This window comes from Lactiplantibacillus sp. 7.2.4 (genome assembly GCF_018991185.1).
Lineage (GTDB): Bacteria > Bacillota > Bacilli > Lactobacillales > Lactobacillaceae > Lactiplantibacillus > Lactiplantibacillus pentosus.
This window is the reverse complement of the sequence record NZ_JAGYGS010000019.1, coordinates 1-21477: the sequence shown is the minus strand read 5'-3', so window position 1 is coordinate 21477 and position 21477 is coordinate 1. Positions and strand designations below refer to the sequence as shown.

20 protein-coding genes and 1 pseudogene are annotated in these 21477 nt (G+C 46.7%); 19 read left to right on the top strand and 2 right to left on the bottom strand.

What is annotated here, in order from left to right; genetic code table 11:
- Positions 1-428 precede the first annotated feature (428 nt).
- The 6 genes from jag to KGF70_RS07960 all read left to right on the top strand — a co-directional run bounded on the left by jag (position 429) and on the right by KGF70_RS07960 (position 8219).
- Complete coding sequence (gene jag / locus KGF70_RS07985; protein ID WP_216768319.1) at positions 429-1547, top strand: RNA-binding cell elongation regulator Jag/EloR; 1119 nt, start codon at positions 429-431, stop codon at positions 1545-1547.
- 231 nt (positions 1548-1778) lie between these two features.
- Positions 1779-3170, top strand: coding sequence for a tRNA uridine-5-carboxymethylaminomethyl(34) synthesis GTPase MnmE (mnmE, locus tag KGF70_RS07980; protein WP_003640219.1), 1392 nt, complete (start codon positions 1779-1781; stop codon positions 3168-3170).
- A gap of 18 nt (positions 3171-3188) precedes the next feature.
- Positions 3189-5102, top strand: a complete 1914-nt coding sequence (gene mnmG / locus KGF70_RS07975) for a tRNA uridine-5-carboxymethylaminomethyl(34) synthesis enzyme MnmG (RefSeq protein WP_216768320.1) — start codon at positions 3189-3191, stop codon at positions 5100-5102.
- A 526-nt stretch (positions 5103-5628) separates the two neighbouring features.
- The gene (lepB, locus tag KGF70_RS07970; protein ID WP_003640217.1) at positions 5629-6216 is read left to right on the top strand and encodes a signal peptidase I; all 588 of its coding nucleotides are present in this window, start codon (positions 5629-5631) and stop codon (positions 6214-6216) included.
- A gap of 239 nt (positions 6217-6455) precedes the next feature.
- Positions 6456-7772 (top strand): C1 family peptidase, encoded by a 1317-nt coding sequence (locus tag KGF70_RS07965; RefSeq protein WP_216768321.1) that lies wholly within the window; start codon positions 6456-6458, stop codon positions 7770-7772.
- 12 nt (positions 7773-7784) lie between these two features.
- On the top strand, positions 7785-8219 hold the full coding sequence (locus KGF70_RS07960) for a helix-turn-helix domain-containing protein (protein ID WP_216768322.1): 435 nt from the start codon (positions 7785-7787) through the stop codon (positions 8217-8219).
- Positions 8220-8593: 374 nt separating this feature from the next.
- On the opposite strand, the gene KGF70_RS07955 is transcribed toward KGF70_RS07960, so the two are convergent.
- Positions 8594-9466: a DegV family protein gene (locus KGF70_RS07955; RefSeq protein ID WP_216768323.1), complete on the bottom strand. Its 873-nt coding sequence runs from the start codon at positions 9464-9466 to the stop codon at positions 8594-8596.
- Positions 9467-9613: 147 nt separating this feature from the next.
- Between KGF70_RS07955 and KGF70_RS07950 the strand changes: the two genes are divergently transcribed.
- From KGF70_RS07950 to KGF70_RS07910, 10 genes and pseudogenes are all read left to right on the top strand, one after another.
- Positions 9614-10081, top strand: a complete 468-nt coding sequence (locus tag KGF70_RS07950; RefSeq protein WP_216768324.1) for a GNAT family N-acetyltransferase — start codon at positions 9614-9616, stop codon at positions 10079-10081.
- 734 nt (positions 10082-10815) lie between these two features.
- Entirely contained in the window at positions 10816-11619 is an 804-nt protein-coding gene (locus KGF70_RS07945) for a 2-keto-4-pentenoate hydratase (protein WP_216768325.1), read from the top strand.
- Between the two features lie 732 nt (positions 11620-12351).
- Positions 12352-12621 (top strand): helix-turn-helix domain-containing protein, encoded by a 270-nt coding sequence (locus KGF70_RS07940; RefSeq protein WP_216768326.1) that lies wholly within the window; start codon positions 12352-12354, stop codon positions 12619-12621.
- A pseudogene (locus KGF70_RS17760) lies at positions 12557-12757 on the top strand (hypothetical protein); the annotation flags it as partial. The gene KGF70_RS07940 and the pseudogene KGF70_RS17760, both read left to right, overlap by 65 nt.
- Before the next feature lie 39 nt (positions 12758-12796).
- On the top strand, positions 12797-13543 hold the full coding sequence (locus tag KGF70_RS07935; protein ID WP_253954783.1) for a replication initiation factor domain-containing protein: 747 nt from the start codon (positions 12797-12799) through the stop codon (positions 13541-13543).
- Positions 13544-13691: 148 nt separating this feature from the next.
- Positions 13692-14255 (top strand): TetR/AcrR family transcriptional regulator, encoded by a 564-nt coding sequence (locus tag KGF70_RS07930; protein ID WP_105960699.1) that lies wholly within the window; start codon positions 13692-13694, stop codon positions 14253-14255.
- Between the two features lie 58 nt (positions 14256-14313).
- Positions 14314-15159 (top strand): SDR family oxidoreductase, encoded by an 846-nt coding sequence (locus KGF70_RS07925; protein ID WP_105960698.1) that lies wholly within the window; start codon positions 14314-14316, stop codon positions 15157-15159.
- Positions 15160-15171: 12 nt separating this feature from the next.
- A complete protein-coding gene (locus KGF70_RS07920; RefSeq protein ID WP_120769434.1) occupies positions 15172-15702 on the top strand; it encodes an RICIN domain-containing protein in 531 nt (176 codons plus the stop codon).
- A gap of 251 nt (positions 15703-15953) precedes the next feature.
- Positions 15954-16265, top strand: coding sequence for a transposase (locus tag KGF70_RS07915; RefSeq protein ID WP_162937054.1), 312 nt, complete (start codon positions 15954-15956; stop codon positions 16263-16265).
- A complete protein-coding gene (locus KGF70_RS07910) occupies positions 16232-16489 on the top strand; it encodes a hypothetical protein (RefSeq protein WP_120769432.1) in 258 nt (85 codons plus the stop codon). Before KGF70_RS07915 ends, KGF70_RS07910 begins: the two co-directional genes overlap by 34 nt.
- A 97-nt stretch (positions 16490-16586) precedes the next feature.
- Here KGF70_RS07910 and KGF70_RS07905 read toward each other — a convergent pair whose 3' ends face one another.
- Positions 16587-17123: a phenolic acid decarboxylase gene (locus KGF70_RS07905; RefSeq protein ID WP_050338072.1), complete on the bottom strand. Its 537-nt coding sequence runs from the start codon at positions 17121-17123 to the stop codon at positions 16587-16589.
- Positions 17124-17238: 115 nt separating this feature from the next.
- On the opposite strand from KGF70_RS07905, the gene KGF70_RS07900 reads away from it, so the two are divergent.
- The 3 genes from KGF70_RS07900 to adhE all read left to right on the top strand — a co-directional run bounded on the left by KGF70_RS07900 (position 17239) and on the right by adhE (position 21424).
- Positions 17239-17793, top strand: coding sequence for a PadR family transcriptional regulator (locus tag KGF70_RS07900; RefSeq protein ID WP_216768328.1), 555 nt, complete (start codon positions 17239-17241; stop codon positions 17791-17793).
- A gap of 264 nt (positions 17794-18057) precedes the next feature.
- Positions 18058-18519: a universal stress protein gene (locus KGF70_RS07895; protein WP_050338074.1), complete on the top strand. Its 462-nt coding sequence runs from the start codon at positions 18058-18060 to the stop codon at positions 18517-18519.
- 301 nt (positions 18520-18820) lie between these two features.
- On the top strand, positions 18821-21424 hold the full coding sequence (gene adhE / locus KGF70_RS07890; RefSeq protein ID WP_216768329.1) for a bifunctional acetaldehyde-CoA/alcohol dehydrogenase: 2604 nt from the start codon (positions 18821-18823) through the stop codon (positions 21422-21424).
- Positions 21425-21477: the final 53 nt, after the last annotated feature.

Genomic DNA, 21477 nt, shown 5'->3' with positions numbered 1-21477 from the left:
ATAAACTTATCGGTACGAAATGATGACTAATCAACTGAATACTTAGGTTAATGACGAACCGATTTTCTAGGGCAGTACAGCTAGAAAATCGGTTTTTCGTTGGAGATGAATTGGACCGCTGAATGGCTAATGCCCATGAATCTGAAACGGACAAAAACGAGTGCATTGTCGATGTTGGGAGGCTAGGCGTCGATTTCTGTTGCCCAGGTGCTAGTTTAGTAGGATTCCAACTAGCGCCTAGTTCTAGCACGGTCGCCGTAGATAACGGTGCAGTTCGGTGAATGTGGACCACGGCTGCACGACAAATGCAGGTCGTTACGCCCGCCGAATCGTTGTAAGGGTTCATTAAGTGTTGCTAGTCAGCTGTTCGCAAGGGGAATGGTAATGCTATAATGAGAACAGGATTGTTAACGAGGAGGATTTAAGTCATGACAGTATTTGAAGGTAATACCGTCGCGGCCGCAATTGCGGCCGGTTTAAAACAACTGCACCGAACACGCGATCAGGTGACTGTTGAAGTCATTGCTGAAGCGAAGAAGGGCTTTTTAGGGCTGGGAAAACAGCCGGCTCAAGTTAAAATAACGGCGGTGCCGGCCTCCACAGCAGCGGAAACCACGACTGCAGCTAAACAGCCACAGACCGCTGAAACGACTGACCAGTCGGCGGCGCTTCAGCGTCCAGCAACGTCATCAGCACCCGCATCCGCTGAAACGTCGCCAGCTAAGTCCATTGTGACCCCGGATGTCAGCACGGGTCCCGTCGTTCCTGGTGATGCTGGGTTAGCGGATGAGACGGTTGCCCCGGCAGACGCAACACGGCATTCAGCCAACGCTCAGCCTACTGAAGTGCAGGACGTTGAAACTAAAGTGAGTGCTGCTGGCAAGCCTCAAGCTGGCGTTGAAACCAAAACGACGACTAAAGTGGCAGCCACTAAAGCGGTGAATACGCAGGACGCCGACCACCAAACCAATGGCAAGGCGGCTAAATCGGCAGCGCCCAAGGCCAAACCGGCTAAAGCGAAAGCAGCGCATGACGCAGCAGCAACCACCCCAACGCCACGGACGCCGGCAGAAATTGCCGCCCGCCAAGCTGCTAACGAAACGGCGATTCGGGATTTGAGTGCCTACTTATTGGAAGTCGTCAAGCAACTGGGCATTGCCGCGGACCTCGATGTTGATTTTGGCAACCGGTACGCGACGTTGAACTTCAACACCGCCAAACAGGGCTTGCTGATTGGGAAGCATGGGCGCACCATCAATGCGTTGCAAGATCTCGCGCAAGTCTATATGAATCACCACGGCGCTTCCCACGTCAACGTCGTCTTGGATGTCGATGATTATCGCGATCGGCGCGTGGCGACCTTGAAGCGTTTAGCTGAAAGTACGGCGCGGGAAGTAATTGCGACTGGCAAGCAAGTCTTCCTAGACCCGATGCCGTCGTTTGAACGCAAATTGATCCACGCTGAATTGGCCAATAACCATCACGTCACAACTTTTTCAGAGGGACGGGAGCCGCACCGCGCCGTGGTTGTTGCGATTCGGAAATAGTTCATAACGGTGAACGCAAACAGGCGTTTGACAAACTCCGGGTGAGCTATTATAGTAGGTGTTAATCATTCTTATCTTTTAGATAAAGTAGTCAAAGTGCTTTATCCACGCTTTAAGGTGGCGTGGACTAGGCGCTTTTTTTCTGCATTTTAGGACATATTATTAACTAATTGTAAGTAAATTTGGTATGGTATTAGGCGATGAAACGCTGACAAGAAAGGACATGATGGTATGCCAACGACCACAGAATTTGATACGATCGCGGCAATTTCAACGCCGCCTGGTGAAGGTGGTATTTCAATTATTCGGATTAGCGGGGACCAGACGTTTAACGTGGTCACCCAGATTTTCAAGGGCAAGGACCTGAGTCAGGTCAAATCTCATACGATCAACTATGGGCACATTGTTGACCCGGACACCCATCAAGAAGTCGATGAAGTGATGGCGTCTGTGATGCGGGCACCTAAGACCTATACCCGTGAAGACGTGGTCGAAATCAACTGTCACGGGGGCCTGGTTGCGACCAACGAAATCTTACAACTGATTTTGAGTCACGGTGCGCGGATGGCGGAACCCGGTGAATTTACCAAACGGGCCTTCTTAAATGGACGGTTGGACTTGTCACAAGCGGAAGCCGTTATGGATCTGATTCGCGCTAAGACGGATAAATCCATGAAGGTCGCCCTAAACCAATTAGATGGTGATTTGTCGAAGCTGATCCGGCATTTACGCCAGGATATTTTGGACGTTTTAGCTCAAGTCGAAGTTAATATCGATTATCCAGAATACGACGCGGTCGAGACGATGACGACCAAGATGCTGAAGGAAAAGGCCACTGAAGTTGCGCAGAGCATCGACCAATTGTTGGCGACGGCGAAGCAAGGGAAAGTCCTACGTGAAGGACTAGCGACCGCCATTATTGGCCGGCCAAACGTCGGAAAATCAAGTCTGCTCAATCATCTGTTACACGAAGATAAGGCAATCGTGACGGATGTTGCCGGGACGACTCGTGATGTTATCGAAGAATACGTCAATGTTCGCGGGGTGCCGCTCAAACTGGTCGATACGGCCGGAATTCGCGACACCGAAGATAAAGTCGAAAAAATTGGGGTCGAACGCAGTCGTAAAGCAATTGGCGCTGCCGATTTAGTGCTATTAGTCCTAGACAGCAGTCGGCCGTTGACCACTGAGGACCAAGAATTGTTACAAGAAACAGCGCAGTCGAAGCGGATCGTGATCTTAAACAAGACGGATCTGCCCGCCCAGCTGGACCAAGCTGAACTTGCAAAATTCGTGGACCCCAAAGACGTGTTGAGCATGTCCGTCCTCGAACAGAGCGGCGTGACGCAATTGGAACAACGAATCGCCAAGATGTTCTTCAGTGAAGGCATTGAAAGTAATCAAAACAGTGTTATGGTCACGAACGCCCGCCACATTGGTTTGCTTAACCAAGCCAAACAGGCGCTACAAGACGTTCAGACGGGCTTGGCCGCTGGCATGCCAGTGGACTTGGTCCAAATCGACATGACCCGTTGCTGGGAATTTCTCGGTCAAATTACCGGGGACAGCTATGAAGATGAATTATTAGACCAGCTATTTAGCCAGTTCTGTCTGGGTAAGTAGTGGTAGGAGGAAATTGTAATGACAGAAGTAAAGCAGTATCAGGGCCGCGACTATGATGTGATCGTCGTTGGTGCTGGTCATGCCGGTTCAGAAGCTGCACTAGCCGCTGCCCGGATGGGAAACCGGACACTTTTAATGACCATTAACCTGGATATGGTGGCATTCATGCCATGTAACCCGTCCGTCGGTGGCCCGGCGAAGGGAATCGTTGTTCGTGAAATCGATGCGTTAGGCGGCGAGATGGGCCGCAACATCGATAAGACTTATGTTCAGATGCGGATGCTCAATACGGGTAAGGGTCCCGCTGTCCGTGCATTGCGGGCCCAAGCTGATAAGCATGCATACCACTCAGAAATGAAGCATACGATCGAACGTGAACCTAACCTGACGTTACGCCAAGGTATCGTTGATGGCTTGATCGTCGAAGATGGCGTCTGCAAAGGGGTCATCACGAACACGGGGGCCCATTATCGCGCCAAGAGTGTCGTGTTGACGACTGGAACGGCTGCGCGTGGGAAGATCATCATTGGTGAATTAATGTATTCATCTGGTCCAAACAACTCACAACCGGCAATGAAGCTATCCGGTGACTTGGAACGCTTAGGCTTCAAGCTGGAACGGTTTAAGACCGGGACGCCACCACGGGTCGATGGCAATACGATCGATTACAGTGTCACCGAAGAACAACCCGGTGATCCAGAACCCCATCACTTTAGTTTTGAAACGAAGGATGAAGACTACCTTGATTTAAAGCACCAGTTATCTTGCTGGTTAACGTATACCAACGAGACGACGCACAAGATCATTCGGGAAAACTTAGACCGGGCACCGATGTTTACGGGTGTCATTGAAGGTGTCGGTCCCCGCTACTGCCCATCGATCGAAGACAAGATCGTGCGGTTCGCGGATAAGAAGCGCCACCAACTCTTCTTGGAACCAGAAGGCCGGAATACGGACGAATGGTACGTTCAAGGGTTGTCAACGTCGATGCCAGAAGAAATTCAACAACGAATCTTGCACTCCATCAAGGGGTTGGAAGATGCTGAAATGATGCGGCCGGGCTATGCGATCGAATACGATGTCGTCGCCCCTTATCAATTAAAGGCCACGCTGGAGACGAAGCTCATCAAGAACTTGTATACCGCTGGTCAAACGAACGGGACGTCTGGTTATGAAGAAGCCGCTGGTCAAGGCTTGATGGCCGGTATCAACGCCGGTTTGCGGGCACTCGACCGGGGTCAATTCACCTTGAAGCGTAGCGATGCCTACATCGGGGTCATGATTGATGATCTGGTAACGAAGGGGACCAACGAACCTTACCGGCTGTTAACGAGTCGGGCCGAATATCGGTTGATCTTGCGTCACGATAACGCGGACTTACGATTGACGGACAAGGGTCATGAATTAGGCTTGATTGACGACGACCGGTATGCGGCTTTTGAGGCCAAGCGGCAAGCAATCAAGGACGAACTTGACCGTTTGGGCAAAATCCGTATCAAACCTAACGATGACGTCAATGCCTTCTTACGGGCTCACAATTCTGGTGAGCTGAAAGATGGGGTTCTCGCTGCTGATTTCTTAAAGCGGCCAGAAGTGCGGTACGCTGATTTGATGAAATTCATCCCAGCGGCGCCAGAACCATTGGAACGCCACATCATTGAACAAGTTGAAATTCAAATCAAGTACGCAGGCTACATCGAAAAGGCCGAAGAACGGGTTGAACGTTTGAAGAAGATGGAAGCTAAGAAGATTCCGGACCGGATCGACTATGACGCCATTGACGGTCTCGCGACTGAAGCCCATCAAAAGCTGAAGAAGATTCAACCGACCACGATTGCGCAAGCGTCGCGAATCAGCGGTGTTAACCCCGCTGATATTGCAATCTTGAGTGTTTACATTCAACAGGGCCGGATTGCGAAGGTTAAGGACTAAGCTTAAGCTGATAAGCGCTGGTGACCTGAATTCTGGGTCGTGTTGAATCAGTGGTGCTTGCGCTAGGAATCAGTGCGAAAATCAAAAGTTAGTGCGAAAGACCAAGAATTAATGTAAAACTAAAATAAGTCGTTTCAAGAATTATGACTGGTGCGTGGGTGCCGCGTGATTCTTGGAACGGCTTTTTTGTCGTTCGCCTAAAGGGCTGTTTGTCGGACGAAGCACTAGAATTGGAAGGGCCTGCTAATTTCTCGTTTGAACGGGGCTACGGGGGTTACGGATGCAAACCTGAAATTGACGTTAAAGCCCGTGGTGTGGTGATTGCCAAACCATGTTTTCAGCCGTAGCAAGATGATCGTCCGGTCTGCTGGTTTGCAGCCAAACGACTTCCACACATCGGAATTAATTGACGGCCGTCATTAGTGAACTTATAAAATCTTTTTAAAGGGGTCATCGATTCCAGACAAGCCGTGTCGATTGGACTATAATAATTGAAGGTTAAGCGTGGGGTAAGGGAGAACGTTGGATGAAAACTGTTAAAAGCATTATGAGTTGGGTGTTACCGATCGTGGTCGGCTTACTGGTCGCCATGGTGATTCGCCATTATATATTTACGATGGTGCGGGTGGACGGCCCATCAATGGAACCTAATCTGGACAATAATGAACGGGTCGCCGTGGTCAAGACTGCCAAGATTCGGCATTTGAGCGTGATCGTGTTTAATGCGTACCATGTCGATCCAGATGCGCGGTCGAAATCGGTCAAGTATGTCAAACGAGTGGTCGGGATGCCTGGCGATACTGTCAAGTCTCAGAACGGCAAGCTATATGTGAACGGTAAGCTAGTCCCGCAACAGTTCATTAGTCAATATGAGCGGACACAGGGCACGACCAACTGGACCTTGAATACCTTGTCGACGCGCTATAGTTGGCGGTTAAAGACGACCAAGGTCCCGAAAAACACGTACTTTGTGCTCGGTGATCATCGCTCGGTCTCCAACGACAGTCGCTACTGGGGCTTCGTTCCCGCTAGCAAAGTGCTCGGCGTGGTCAAGGTGCCATTTTGGGACTCCAGTAGTACGAAGCGCCACAACGTCAATTCAATCAGCTATTAATTATCAACAGGTGTTGCTCACGGTGGGCAGCGCCTTTTTTATTGGCAGGCATGCGTAATAACCACGAGCAGAACGCGCTTATTGGTGATTATTACTAATTTAAAAAATGGTGCCTGTATAAAATAACTAATAAAATTCAGAAAAGTAAACAAAAACTTGCATCTAAATTGAAATCGCTATCTAATAGGCCTAGAATGAAGGCTAAACTGGTAACAGGGCTACAATGGAGGCTGGTAAATATGGCAACTGAATTAACACCCGCCGCGCTTGCCGCATTACGGACAACGCACGCAGATGATCGGATGGCGCCGGTACTAACGCGCGCCATCACCAAAAATGGCATCAAAGCCGCAAGTTTTGATAATCAGGCGGCAAGTCGCTTGGACCGGACGTTTTCGATCGAAGTTCCGACAGGCAAGGTTAGTAATCAAAAGAGTAGTGGTCGCTGCTGGGAGTTCTCGTTACTGAATACCCTGCGACACAAATTCGCGACGAAGTATCACGTGAAGGATTTCGAATTGTCACAAAGTTATTTATTTTTCTGGGATAAGATCGAACGGGCCAACACGTTTTATCGCAACGTTGAACAAACGGCGCGGCAACCAATTAGCGACCGCTTAGTCCAATTCTTGTTCGATAATCCTGGTGAAGATGGTGGCCAGTGGGCGATGGCTGCGAGCTTAGTTCAGAAGTACGGCGTCGTACCAACGAGCGCGATGCCGGAAACGTTCAACACTGAAAATACCGCTGCTTTTCAAGCCGTGCTATCGCGGCAATTACGCAAAGACGGCTTGAAATTACGGCAGTTGGTCATGGACGGCGCTAATGAGGCAGAGCTGCAATCACTCGAAAAGTCGATGTTACAGGCCGTCTACCGGATGACGGCGTATTCTTTCGGTGAACCGCTGACTAGCTTTGACTTGACGTATCGCGACGATGATCAGCAGTATCATCGGCTGACGGATCTGACGCCGCAACAATTCTATCAAGATTATTTTGACACTGACCTGGATGATTACGTTGTCGTGACGAACTCGCCTGATAAGCCGTTCAATCGCTTATACAGCCTGCCTGACGAAGATAACGTCATCGGTGGCAAACCAATCGAATTCTTGAACGTCGATATGGGGGTCCTGACGGATGTTGCGGTACAGCAATTGAAGGCCGGCGAGACGGTCTGGTTCGGCAACGATGTCTTGCGGCAGATGGATCGCCAGACCGGGTATCTGGATGCCCACTTGTTTGAAACGGGGCAGTTATTCGGGGTCAACGACCATTTGACCAAGGCCCAACGGCTATTGACTGGCGACGGTGAGGTCAGTCATGCGATGACGCTCACCGGTGTTGATTTGGTGGCAGATACGCCAACCAAGTGGAAAGTCGAGAATAGTTGGGGCGAAAAGGTCGGTAAACAGGGCTACTTCGTGATGAGCCAAGATTGGTTTGACGCCTACGTCTATGAAGTGGTGGTCCACAAACAGTTCTTAGCACCAGAATTTCAAGTGTTAGTCAACGAACGCGCGCAACGGCTGCCGGCATGGGACCCGTTGCACTAGGAGGACGAAATTATGGGAATTTTTGCAGACCGATTAAAACAAGCCATGCAACAAGCAAACCTGACGTCAGCCCAGTTGTCCAAACAAACGGGAATCGGGCGCTCTTCAATCAGTCAGTGGTTGAGCAACAAGTATGTCGCGAAACATGATAAGGTCGTGACGTTAGCGGGTGTTCTCAACGTGTCGCCAGACTGGTTGTTGGGGACGAGCGATGTGGCCACGCAACCGACGCCAGAAGCGGCGCCAATTCCAGTCGCGGTGACACCTACGCCCGCCGTAGACCCCGAGTTAGTCACCCTGTGGGAGCAGCTAGATCAGACGCAACGCGCCAAGTTGGTCAAAAAGGCACATAAGTTGTTAGCCAAAGCTCAGGCTAAAGCGCAAGATCCAGCACCGAAAAAGACGGGTAAAAAGAAGAAAAAGAAAAAGGGTAAAAAGCGGAAGTAAGGCGGAATCGCTAGCCGAATGCGGCCAGGTGGCATGGTGATTTTAGATCACCGCGCATGGCTGGGTCGACTAGCGATTAACCGTTTGACTGATCGTTTATGACCAGAGACTAGACGCTAAAAACGACGCTTCAAGAAATCAAATTCTTGAAGCGCCGTTTTGTCATACTTAATTGATTTAGTTGATTGCTGGAGCTGGCTGAAAAGACCAGTACAGCTCCGGATGAGTGCTGTAAACCAGGCGTGAGCCGGGCAACTGGCGCGGCTACATTTTCAAGCCGTCCGATTTTTGACGGCATTGCTGGTTCCGCTGGACGTGCTAGTCCGCCGCGTTCAAGCTTGGTGACAGCGAACGCGAATTAGACGGCATACCGTTTAATTATCCAGCGGCCATTTTTCCCAATCACGTGCCCAGATGAGGCCCATGACGCCTTCACCAACGTGGACACAGACGACCGGACCGATTTCACCTTCGTCGATCGTGAGGTCTGGGAAGCTGGCCTTTAAGTCAGCCGTCCATTCGGCTTGCAGCTTCGGATTATTCCCATTTTCAATCGTCACGCGCAGTGGGTAGTCGGCAGCGTCAATGGCTGCGGCTAACTTGGCCTTAATGGCGGTGTAAGCACGACGCATCGTCCGCTCTTTCTGGATGGCGACGATTTTGCCATCTTGGAACGTCAAGACGGGTTTGATGCGCAATAAATTGCCGACGAGCCCGGAAGCATTCGAGAGGCGCCCCGTGCGAACCAGATGGCTTAAGTTATCGACGACGAAGTAAACGTCCGTCGTTTCACGAATTTTCTTAAGCTGTTCGATGACTTGTTCGGGTGTGTAACCCGCAGCCACGAGTTTGGCAGCTAAGAGCACCATGTCGGCTTCACCGGCGGCGGTAATCAGGGAGTCGAAGGGATAGACTTTGATGTTCGTCACGTTCGGGAGATAACTCTCGAGATTGGTGATGAAGCTAGTGATACCAGATGATAAATGAATACTGATGACGGCGTCGTAGCCCGCTGCTGCGAGTTGGTCATACATCGTTTGCATTTGTCCCAGTGTGATCTGGGTGGTCGTTGGCAGTTCTGGTGCCGTTCGCATGCGTTCGTAAAATTCTTTGGAAGTGATTTCGACGTTTTCTAAATAAGTCTGTTGGCCAAAAATAACAGTGATTGGAACGACGTGAATATCATACTTTTCAACGTCGGCCGCTGATAGGTAACTGGCACTATCCGTAACAATTGCGGTTTTCATTTTTTCCCCGCTTTCATTTGGTGAAAGTATTGCCTAACATTATACCGCTTATTGGTGGGGGAAAGCTAGCATTGTTGGCTAAGTAAACGGTTGTAATTGCTAGCGACTAACGTCATAATGAAAATAATCAAATGGGGGAGGCACAAGATGAGGAAACGAATTGAGATCAAACCGGCGACAGATGCTGACCGGGCGGCGTTAGCTGAAATTTACTTAGTCGACCGCCAGCAAGAGTTTCCGTGGGTCACAGATCCTAAGTTACAGGATTTTGACTATGACAGTCGCGGCGAATTTGTCTTGGTGGCGTGGGTCGATGGCCAGCGCGCTGGCTTCTGCTCATTGTACCGACTGGCTAACTTCATTCATTTATTGTTCGTCGCACCGGATTTTCGCCATCTCAAAGTTGGCGAGCGTTTGTTGACCGAAATGCGCCAGTACGCCACGGAACCACTGACGTTGAAATGCGTCATGGCTAACGAAAATGCGCTGCGATTTTATGCCAAGGTCGGCTTTCAAATCGTCAAGGCAGACGCGGACGCGTTACCGCCAAACTACACGCTACGGGACACGCATACGGAGCAATATATTGCGTTGGTCGATTTGGGCAATGACTAGCTGGTGCTAGCAGCCTGTGACGGCGGGTGGTTGAATGTTAGTCTGATGTGAAATCTAATTTATTTTTAATTTCAGGGTTGACATTCTGATTTTACGGCGCTAAACTCTAATCATTAATTAAATTTAGATTAAAGACCGTGATAAGGAACGGTGTTAAGCCGGTTAGTTAGCGAGCTGTAGATTGGTGCAAGGCAGTCAATACCACTTAACATAGATCACCTTGGAGTCGCGCCCCGAAATTATTTGGAGAAGGCGTTGGATGGTACCCATTAATGTACCGGCGTATCGCATTAGCTGTACGTACTAAGGTGACTATTGTGAAGTAGTCGCGAATAAAGGTGGTAACCCGTTCTGGACGTCCTTTAATTAACTCGTTGGAGTTAGTTAAAGGGCGTCTTTTATTATTTAAAGGTGGTGAGGAGTATGGAATCGGACATTCTGGTGGCTAATTGCCAATCAGTGTGGGCAACGGCAATTAGTCGCGCGGGAGCAGCAGCTCCTCAGATAAGACGAGAAGCTAACAGCGGCATTTAGCACCGCGTTCTCGCAGGTTCTTGTAACACATAGATCAATCAATCGCAGTCATGCGACACATAATTAACAAATGAAGTCATCACAAACGAAACGATTTAGGAACGATTTCAACACATAGTCAGTCGATTTTGCAAACGCAACACATAGTAGAGACACATAAGCATTAGTCAATGATCAAACACATAACGGAGGTTACGCCTATGACAACCACAACAACAGAAACAGAAACGCAAGTCGCACAACAATTATTTGATGCCTATCAAACCCAACACGCCTTAACGATGGCGGATTATGCAACCAGTGTCACCGATGAGGACGCCGCATACCGCGTTCAAGTTGAACTGACGGCGTTAAAACAGCAACCCGTTGGCGGCTACAAAGTCTCATTAACCAGCGCCGAAACCCAGAAGATGTTTGATGCGCATACACCACTCTATGGTGCGCAAGTCGCGGATCATTTCCTTGCAGCACCTACCACAGTTCGACGGGGTCAATTGATGGATCCACTCGTTGAAGTCGAACTTGTCTTTAAGGCCAAGGAAGATTTGAGTGCCACTGATTCATTAACTGATTTATGGCATAAAACCACGGTGGCACCTGGCCTAGAATTACCGGATTCTCGGTTTAGTGACTGGTTCCCAGACTTACCAAAGAACCTAGTGGTAGCTGATGCAGCCGTTGGTGGGTTAGTGGTCTACGGGACGGAAGAAGATACCGACAAGCGGTTCGCTTCCGTTGACGCGGTCGCAACGCCGAAATGTACCCTCGTCCATGATGGTGAGACGGTCAAGACTGGTCAAGCGAGTGAAGTATTGGGGAATCCCCTTAAGTCATTGCAGTGGTTAGTCAGCAAGTTAGCTGAGCAGGGCAAGACACTTACTGCCGGCCAACGCGTCTCATCAGGAACGTTCGTCTTACCGCCACATTTAACCACGGGGCACTGGCAGGCCGACTTTGATTGTGGACTGGGACAGGTCGCACTAGATGTGACAGACGAAGGATAAGTGGAATTACTGGCCTAGGTCAAAAGCCGTTCAAGGGTTGTTGTGAAACAATCCTTGAACGGCTTTTTTGGGGTGTTGACGTTATAGGTGTGAAACAAGCGGGATAACTGCTAAGCAGGTCGACTGCAGAACTCAGGTGGTCCTAACCAGCAAAATTGGTGCTTAGGGTCGCAAGGCTGATGCTACGGGCAATTTTAGTCCCGTTATCGCTACTGTGCCCAATTGTTCTCGACAATGTTTCACGTGAAACCGATTAAACTATTATGTTCTAGCAACATTGCTGATATATCAGGCTTTGAAGCCATTATAAAAAACTAAAAAATACTAAATTGACCCCGAAGTGTGCACCAACTGTGCATCTCAAAATTTAAAATCAAACCATTCTAGGCGACTAATTCATTCCGAATTAATCGTCTTTTTCTGTCGCAAAAATCAATCAAACAAATTAAGAATACGATCAAGTATCAGCCAGTAAACTGTAATCCATATAAATTGGTGTAGCTTCCCATCAAGCTTGACCGTTGCCGCGACGCGCGGGCAGCGGGCGGTCGGCGTAAGCCGGCCGCTTTAACCCCCAGTATCTAACTAGGGGGGTACAAAATAACATTTAACTATCCTTAGAACACGGTACAAATAGCGATATAGCGCGGTTTAGTGGCTATGTAGTTCAACCCAATCAAAATTCATTTGTTGGGGTTAGACAGTAATTTTGAATAGAAAGCAGGTATTGTAATGACGATGACTTGGAATGAACAAATTAAAGCACGGCGTCACGAACTACAGTTGACGCAAACAGCGGTTGCTAGCCGCTTAGGGATTACAACTAATTACTTCGCCCGTTTGGAAAACGCCCACGCCCATCCAAGTAGTGGACTACAGGCACAGATTGATCGGACGCTGAAAGATTGGAGTGACCTACCGCCACTAACGGTGCAAGTTGACTACTTACGGGTTCGCTTTCCCACTAATAAAGTTGACCATATCATCGAAGATTTATGCTGAATCGACAAAGATTTCATCAACTATAAAGATTGGGGGACGCTATGGCTATGCCGATCAATATCAATTAGGCGATATCACTATTTTAACGTCTACTCCAACACAAAAGTTAGGGACTTTACTAGAAATGCACGGTTCCGGCTGTCGGCAATTTGAAAGTATGCTGGTTGCGCACGGTATGGTTTGGGAAGATTTTCTCTACACTTGTTTACAAGAAAAAGGCATTATCAAACGGATCGACTTTGCGATTAACGATCACGTTGGCCTACTCGCCATTCCTGAACTAGTTAAGAAATGCCAAAACAACGAATATATTTCAGTCATGCGCAAATATGAAGCGCTAGCCTCCGGTAAGTTGCTAGATGATAAAAGTGAAGCGACTGGTGATACGCTGTATCTAGGCTCTAAGAAAAGTGATATCTATTTCTGTATCTATAACAAGGAAGTTGAACAAGCGCAAAAAGGCGTCACTCTAAATGCAGAGCAACGCCCAATTAAAACGCGGTTTGAAGTGCGCTTATTCAATGATCGCGCCATATTAGCGGTCAAAGATTTCCTCAGCCACCGTAACTTGGAAAATACGGTGTTTGGGATTGTTCAACGATACGTACGCTTTGTCGATAAACGTGCTGGAAAAGTCCGTAATCAATGGCCGCTGAATAAGCGCTGGGCACAATTCTGTGGTAAGAACCGCGCACCGGTGCAATTGACCTTAGCCCCAGAACTACCCAACGTTAACCGCCAACGTGCGTGGATTCGGACGCAAGTGGCGCCCACCTTGAAAGTATTATTCAATATTGATGGCTATCAAGGAACGCTGGAAACCATGCGGGACATCAAGAACGCCAAGTTATCTGCACAGCAGAACGCCATGATTAAGGAACAAACTGTCGGTGTTGATTACCTCATTGAACAATCTCAATAGAAACAACTGGCTAAATTGTGCTACTGCTGACAATAATATATGCCAAAAACTGCGAAACAAATGAATCAACAGTATGAGAAGAGCAGATTTTTGCAATTAGATGGCATAAGGGTTGACTATAACTAACTAATCAGTTATTATTAAAATCATGAGAACAAAAGATGAAAACAAAACAAAAGCAATTAAACACGCTGTAATCGAGCTTAGTCAATCTGAGGGATTAACTAATTTAACAACTGCTAAAGTTGCAAAATTAGCTGGGGTTAGTCCCGCAACTATTTATCTAAAATATAAAGATAAAACTGATATGTTAAGTCGAATTTATGAAGAGGTTAAAACTGAACTTCACGCCGGCGTTCAGGAATCTATATTAGATGCTGGAGACGATGTCGAAGCTCAATTAAGGGCAGTATTGAATTATTCGGTACAACAATGGCATAAATATCCAAAAGAAAGTGAATTTATTAATGCTTTATGGACTAACCAAGAACTGCTAGACGCTTCTGCAATCGAAAGCGGCAATCAAAAAGAAGGACCTCTAGTTGACCTTTTTGCTCGAATCGATGCTAATCCAGCATTTATCAATGTACCACGGGTAATTTTAGAAGCATTTGCGTCACTACCAGGAACGGTACGTCAACTTGCATCAAATAATGATCAGGCATTAATTGATCAGACAATTGATTTAATTTTAAAGGCTCTAAAGGTTTGAGCCTTTATTATTTGGCAATTAAAAACTAACTAGTTAGTTATAAAATGGAGGGATTTTTTTGAAACAAAATGTTGTCGTTATTACAGGTGCTTCTAGTGGCATGGGCAAGGCTGCTGCGGAATTATTTGCCACTAAAGGTTGGTTGGTTTTTGGCGGAGCACGTCACAGTGAAAATATTCCGACTATCAATAATATCCAAGCACTTCATTTGGATGTTACAAGTGAAGAATCGGTAGAAAATTTCATGAATCTTATTTGGGAACGTACTGATCATGTTGATGTACTTATTAATGCAGTTGGTTATGGAGAGTATGGTCCAATAGAAGAAGTGCCGCTTTCTGCAATCAAAACCGAATTTTCGACTAATTTCTTTGGCGCAATTCGTATGACACAAGCAATATTACCTTCAATGCGTACGAATAAAAGTGGCCGGATTATTAATGTATCATCAGGTATTGGGACGTCATATATGCCAACTGGTGGTTACTACGCTGCCAGTAAAGCAGCTCTACAAATTTGGAGTGATACATTAAATATAGAGGTACAACCGTTTGGAATTCAATCAACTATTGTAAGTCCCGGAGCTACCAAAACTGATTTTATTTCCAAAATGTTTGCAAGCTTTGAACGAAATACTCACCCAACCTCGGTATATACATCTTTGATGGCTGGTGTTGCTAATATGTCCAAAAACTATAAGGCAAGTGCAACGGCAGAAGATTTAGCAAGCGTATTTTATAGGGCGGCAACAGCTTTGAGACCTAAAATGCGCTACTACAAAAGTGTCTCTGATCGGATGAATGTGTATATAGCGCGTAATCATCCATTGATCTGGAAGTGTTTGATGAGTAGAGTTACAAAACGGATGATGCGAGTGTCAACAGACAATAACGAAGAAAGCTAGAGTGTTTTAATTATGAATGCAGGTACTATCTTAATCATTGATGCGGTAATCGTCATTGGCTTAATTGTTGTGTTTGGACATCGACTGATAAAAAATTATTACAGAAAGATTCAAACTCCAGATGCGTATATGATACAAAATGTTCAGTCAGGATTAGTCATTCGACCGCAAAATGCTGAAATAGCTGATTGTGTCCCAATTATTCAGTACACACCAAAGAATTGGGAATGCACAACTTGGCAAATGATTGGAATCGGAAATAATGAGTACTTATTAAAAGATCTATATACACAAAAATCATTTGCTCCAGTTGGAGAAATAAAAGCTGGTGCATTGCTGGAACAGCGACCGATTGGAAATGATCAACATCAGCACTGGATTTTTGAACGACAAACCGACGATAAGTACTCTATTCGATTGGCAGATAGTAATTTATTTATAACAAGTGTTGGTGGTGCTGTTGATGAACGAATAACATTGCAAACAGAAACAAATTCAGCTAATCAACTGTGGACCTTACATCAACAGAATCCAATAATTTAGGAGAATAAAATGAAATCAAAAAATAAACCTGTTGCTTGGATATTAATATTATCCTTCTTTGCGTGGATAGTACCCCAACTCCTTGCTGAATTTGCTTGGAAATCACCTGTATATAACTAAAGGTTGAAAGTTAAAAAAACACAGAGAAGCCCCGTCAGTTCGGGGTTTTTCTATACAAAAATAGACATGAAAGACTCCACATCTGTATAATATAAGCATCACACAAACACATACAGAGGAGTTTCATGTCCATGTCTACTATACAACAAAATGCAGCCAAAACAACTTACCTTTACAGTCCAATCGTAACCTTTGAAGTCGATGGGCAAGCTATGACAATGAAGCTCGTATACGTGACTAAGCGTGGTCAATCAGACCAATACCTAGTCTTAGCGACGACTAAATTAAGCTTAAAGCCTGATGAAATTATTCAAATGTATGGTCGGCGCTGGCAGATCGAATGCTTTTTTAAGGTCGCAAAACAATATCTTCAATTTGATCAAACGCAAATCCAAAGCTACGATGGGTTGTGTGGCCATTTGGCAATAGTTCTGATGGGATAGACATCTTTGAAAACAAAGACGAACGCACACTGGGCGATCTATTTTATGACTACGGCCGACCAATGCCGGACATCGAAGTAGCTGAAGCCTTGAATTGGTTATTAGAAACTATTACTGGTCTAGGTAAAAAATTCGCCATGGAAGCAGCCGTTTTAGACGCAATTTTTGATGAATTTATAAAAGCCTTACCAAGTAGTCTGGTAAAACTACTTGATAAGGCCTAAAAAGTGAAAACGACTAATTTATGTAACCGTAACTCAATGATACCAATGAGTGCGGTCTGTTTTGGTACTTTCAACCTTTAGTGTTTCACGTGAAACATTATTTGTTTACGCGGTGATAGTTTTCGTCAAAGTACTTACCAGCACGGATTTCATCCGGTAAACCAGAGTAAGGGGCTTCGCTGATGACGTCTTCGTTATTTTGACCAGCATCACCCATGTAAGTGATGTGGGCAAATTCTGGAACAACTAGTTTTGGATAAGTCGCGTACTTTTCACGAGACTGTTCCATTAAATCAATGTGTTCGTTTTGGAACGTGACCGTGATTTCAGGATGGTCTTGGACCCACTTAGGGAAGAAAATCGTCCCGTTTAATTTGTTTTCGTTAGGCAAGAAGTCAAGGGCGACATCGGTACCAGTTGGTTCTGTCCAGGCAACTTTGTAAATGCCGGGTGTCAACATGACGATGTTCGCTTCTTGATCCTTGACCCACCGACCGGCGACCATGCCACCGTGAATCCGGTAGTCAACGGTGTGGTCGTTTTTCGCGTACCATTCATATTCCCAACCGTTGTCGTAAGTGTAAATAAAGTGGGTGCCGAGGAAGTCATCTAGCGTTTTAAATTCTTTCGTCATTTAAATTACCTTCTTTTAAAAATATATGTCATTTAAAACGTGTAAATTATTACATGTTTTAATCAACAAGGTTAGTGTATACTGTTATCAAAGAATCGTCAAGGAGGAATATCCAATGGCGCAAAAAAATAAGTTGCAATTTATTATTCTAGGGTTGTTAAATCAACAACCGTTAACGGGTTACGACCTGACGAAGGCCTTTGATGATGAGATCGGGGAATTCTGGCAAGCCCAACATAGTCAAATTTATCCGCAATTAAAACGCTTAGAAGAGCAGGGCTACGTGACCCATGAAATCACCGTCAGTGGCGAAAAGTTGGAAAAGAAGCTCTACCACGTGACGACAACTGGCCGCGATTTACTCCATGAGTGGATCAGTATCGGCACGTCGGATTTGACGGCCACTAAGGACGAATTTATTTTAAAACTCTATTTCATTCAAACGAATCAAGATCCGCGTTTGCGCGAGATGCTTACCGAACAACTGACCTTGCACACAGCCAAGCTGACTCACCTGCAGCATCGACTCGAGAGCGTGTTTCCAAAACCAGCGACTGCGAAGCAACACTATGGTCATTATTTGATCTTGCAACACGCGATCGGCCGTGAGACGTACTACGTTGACTGGCTTAAGCAGACACTGCAGGCATTACCGAAGAAGTCGGAATAGGCGCATACTGGCGTGACGGTGGCATCAGGCGACTAGTGTGATTGGTACATTGACGTTCGCGTACCGTTTGGTTTGGCAGTCGATGGTAGTTTTCAAGCAGATGTCGCGGGTCAACCAGGGAGTAGCAGGCGTGTGTTGAGCCGCGGCGATGATTTAAGCTGCCGGCGAGTGTGCCGCTGGTGAGAAATCGTCCGTTAGGGGTGTGAAACTGGTATAATGACAGTGGTCAATATCAATTCAACTCAATGAGACGAGGAGATTACTATGGAAAACTCAAAAATGCAAGAACCACTCGTTTATCGACGAATTCTGCTTACCGTTGATGAGGACGACAATACTTCATCTGAACGGGCCTTCCGTTACGCAACGACATTGGCCCGCGATTACGACGCACCGCTGGGGATTTGCTCGGTGCTGGAAAGCGAAGATATTAATATTTTTGATTCACTGACCCCGTCGAAGATCCAAGCCAAGCGTAAGCACGTTGAAGAAGTCGTCGCTGAATATGTTCAGCTTGCTGAACAACGTGGCGTCAAACGGGTCGAACCACTGGTTTATGAAGGTGGCGACGTGGATGATGTGATCTTGGACCAAGTGATTCCAGACTTCAAACCTGACTTATTAGTCACCGGTGCGGATACGGAATTTGCTCACTCTAAGATTTCGGGCGCAATTGGGCCCCGGTTAGCACGAAAAGCCCCAATCTCCGTGATTGTGGTCCGATAAAGCGGTCCAACAGGAGACATCGACTGATGTCATGATTACTCAGTTATTACTAAAAAGAATCGTGGTCCGACAAGTTAGTCGTCGGCGACCACGATTCTTTTTTAGTTTGACTTGTTCATTAATGAACTTAACGATCGAAAAAACTTTGTTGGTGATAAACACTGTTACAAAGGCAATTTCACTATCGTTTATATACTAAAAACCAATTATTTTATAATTTATTGTTGCATTATGAGCAAGGATAGCTATAATGGAGTTTGTAAATTAATTCACAAAGGAATTGAAATGGAGGAAGCACTTCATGATTAAGACAGAAAAGAACCAAACCACCAAGGTTACCGACGAAGTAGACCAGTTAGTTCAACGTTCAAAGAAAGCATTGGCCGTTTTAAAATCGTATACACAAGAACAAATTGATGATCTATGTGAAAAAGTTGCAGTCGCTGCACTTGATAATCATATGAAACTCGCCAAGTTGGCCGTTGAAGAAACTGGCCGTGGGGTGGTTGAAGATAAAGCCATCAAGAACATCTACGCCAGTGAATATATTTGGAACAGCATGCGCCACGACAAGACCGTTGGCGTCATCAAAGAAGACGATGAAGAACAACTAATGGAAATTGCTGAACCAGTCGGGATCGTAGCTGGGGTCACACCCGTTACGAACCCAACTTCAACGACAGTCTTCAAGACCTTAATCTCCTTAAAGGGTCGTAACACGATCGTCTTTGGTTTCCATCCACAAGCCCAGAAGTGTAGTTCCGCGGCCGCTGATGTGATGCGTGAAGCCATCAAAGCTGCCGGTGGTCCTGCCGATGCCGTTTTATACATCGAACATCCAAGTATTGAAGCGACGGATGCGTTGATGCACCATACCGACGTAGCGACGATCTTAGCTACTGGTGGTCCAAGTATGGTTACCGCAGCCTACTCATCAGGTAAACCAGCCTTAGGTGTTGGCCCTGGTAACGGCCCGACCTACGTTGAAAAGACGGCTGACATCAAGCAAGCCGTTAACGACATTGTGTTATCCAAGACGTTTGATAACGGGATGATCTGTGCCTCTGAAAATAGCGCCATTATTGATAAAGAAATTTATGCGGAAGTTAAATCAGAATTTATTCGTCTCGGTTGCTACTATGTAAAACCAAAGGACGTTCAAGCTTTGAGTGATGCCGTTATCGATCCTAACCGGCACACCGTTCGGGGACCAGTTGCTGGGAAGACTGCTTACGAAATCGCCCAGATGGCTGGATTAAAGGATGTTGCCAAGGATTGTCGCGTCTTGATTGCCGAAATCAACGGTGTCGGGGTCAAATACCCATTATCTGGCGAAAAATTATCACCAGTTTTGACCGTTTACAAGGCTGATTCACATGAAGCTGCGTTCAAACGGGCCGATGAATTACTTCATTATGGTGGTTTAGGCCATACTGCTGGGATTCATACGACCGATGATGATTTAGTTAAAGAATTCGGTCTTCAAATGCCAGCTTGCCGGATCTTAGTGAATACACCATCCTCAGTAGGTGGTTTAGGGAACATCTACAACAATATGGAACCTTCATTAACACTGGGCACGGGGTCATATGGTGGCAACTCGATTTCTCATAACGTTACGGATATGGATCTGATTAATATCAAAACTGTGGCAAAACGGCGTAATAACATGCAATGGGTCAAAATGCCTCCCAAAGTCTACTTCGAACGCAATTCCGTTCGCTACTTGGAACACATGGCTGGGATTAAAAAGGTTTTCCTAGTTTGTGACCCTGGGATGGTGGAATTTGGCTACGCTGACCGTGTAACGGCTGTCTTGAACAAGCGGACAGATCCGGTCGACATCGATATCTTCTCTGAAGTTGAACCGAACCCATCGACGGATACGGTTTACAAAGGGGTCGCACGGATGAAGGCCTTCAAGCCAGATACGATCATCGCCCTTGGTGGTGGTTCCGCAATGGACGCGGCCAAAGGGATGTGGCTCTTCTATGAACATCCAGAAGCTTCCTTCTTAGGTGCTAAGCAGAAGTTCTTGGATATTCGGAAACGGACCTACAAAGTTCCCGTATCTGAAAAGGTCACCTATATTGGGATTCCAACGACTTCTGGGACGGGTTCTGAAGTGACGCCATACGCCGTTATTACGGACTCCAAGACGCACGTTAAGTACCCAATCACCGACTACGCAATGCAACCAGACATTGCCATCGTTGACCCACAATTTGTTGAAACGGTGCCAAAGCGGACGACTGCTTGGACTGGCCTGGATGTCATCACCCATGCTACTGAAGCGTACGTTTCAACGATGGCCTCTGACTACACGCGTGGCTGGTCAATTGAAGCCTTACAATTAGCCTTCAAGTACTTGAAAGCTTCTTATGATGGCGACAAGAAGGCCCGTGAGAAGATGCACAATGCGTCAACCTTAGCCGGGATGGCCTTTGCCAACGCCTTCTTAGGAATTAACCACTCCATCGCGCATAAATTAGGTGGGGAATTCAACTTACCACACGGGTTAGCGATTGCCATCACTTACCCACAAGTTGTGCGCTACAATGCTGAGATTCCAACCAAGTTAGCAATGTGGCCGAAGTACAACCACAACACTGCCTTAGCCGACTACGCCAACATTGCCCGGGCCTTAGGGTTACCAGGTAAGACGGACGAAGAACTCAAGGAAAGCTTAGTTAAAGCCTATATCGACTTGGCTCACTCAATGGATGTCACCTTATCCTTGAAAGCCAACCGGGTTGAAAAGAAGCACTTTGACGCCACCGTCGACGAATTAGCTGAATTGGCCTACGAAGACCAATGCACGACCGCAAACCCTCGCGAACCTTTAATCAGTGAATTAAAGGCGATCATCGAACGCGAATGGGACGGCCAAGGTACTGAAAAATAGCCCTTTGTGAATTAAGGGAGCCCTCGCTCGGGTGAGCGGGGGCTTTTTTGAGG

What these genes read in the sequence shown, in the direction of transcription:
- KGF70_RS07895 (WP_050338074.1), top strand. Translation starts at nt 18,058, where the DNA reads ATGGAAAACTCAAAAATGCAAGAACCACTCGTTTATCGACGAATTCTG.
- lepB (WP_003640217.1), top strand. Translation starts at nt 5,629, where the DNA reads ATGAAAACTGTTAAAAGCATTATGAGTTGGGTGTTACCGATCGTGGTC.
- KGF70_RS07955 (WP_216768323.1), bottom strand. Translation starts at nt 9,466, where the DNA reads ATGAAAACCGCAATTGTTACGGATAGTGCCAGTTACCTATCAGCGGCC.
- KGF70_RS07905 (WP_050338072.1), bottom strand. Translation starts at nt 17,123, where the DNA reads ATGACGAAAGAATTTAAAACGCTAGATGACTTCCTCGGCACCCACTTT.
- KGF70_RS07935 (WP_253954783.1), top strand. Translation starts at nt 12,797, where the DNA reads ATGGTTTGGGAAGATTTTCTCTACACTTGTTTACAAGAAAAAGGCATT.
- KGF70_RS07945 (WP_216768325.1), top strand. Translation starts at nt 10,816, where the DNA reads ATGACAACCACAACAACAGAAACAGAAACGCAAGTCGCACAACAATTA.
- KGF70_RS07950 (WP_216768324.1), top strand. Translation starts at nt 9,614, where the DNA reads ATGAGGAAACGAATTGAGATCAAACCGGCGACAGATGCTGACCGGGCG.
- KGF70_RS07900 (WP_216768328.1), top strand. Translation starts at nt 17,239, where the DNA reads ATGGCGCAAAAAAATAAGTTGCAATTTATTATTCTAGGGTTGTTAAAT.
- KGF70_RS07920 (WP_120769434.1), top strand. Translation starts at nt 15,172, where the DNA reads ATGAATGCAGGTACTATCTTAATCATTGATGCGGTAATCGTCATTGGC.
- KGF70_RS07930 (WP_105960699.1), top strand. Translation starts at nt 13,692, where the DNA reads ATGAGAACAAAAGATGAAAACAAAACAAAAGCAATTAAACACGCTGTA.
- mnmG (WP_216768320.1), top strand. Translation starts at nt 3,189, where the DNA reads ATGACAGAAGTAAAGCAGTATCAGGGCCGCGACTATGATGTGATCGTC.
- jag (WP_216768319.1), top strand. Translation starts at nt 429, where the DNA reads ATGACAGTATTTGAAGGTAATACCGTCGCGGCCGCAATTGCGGCCGGT.
- adhE (WP_216768329.1), top strand. Translation starts at nt 18,821, where the DNA reads ATGATTAAGACAGAAAAGAACCAAACCACCAAGGTTACCGACGAAGTA.
- KGF70_RS07940 (WP_216768326.1), top strand. Translation starts at nt 12,352, where the DNA reads ATGACGATGACTTGGAATGAACAAATTAAAGCACGGCGTCACGAACTA.
- KGF70_RS07965 (WP_216768321.1), top strand. Translation starts at nt 6,456, where the DNA reads ATGGCAACTGAATTAACACCCGCCGCGCTTGCCGCATTACGGACAACG.
- mnmE (WP_003640219.1), top strand. Translation starts at nt 1,779, where the DNA reads ATGCCAACGACCACAGAATTTGATACGATCGCGGCAATTTCAACGCCG.
- KGF70_RS07960 (WP_216768322.1), top strand. Translation starts at nt 7,785, where the DNA reads ATGGGAATTTTTGCAGACCGATTAAAACAAGCCATGCAACAAGCAAAC.
- KGF70_RS07915 (WP_162937054.1), top strand. Translation starts at nt 15,954, where the DNA reads ATGTCTACTATACAACAAAATGCAGCCAAAACAACTTACCTTTACAGT.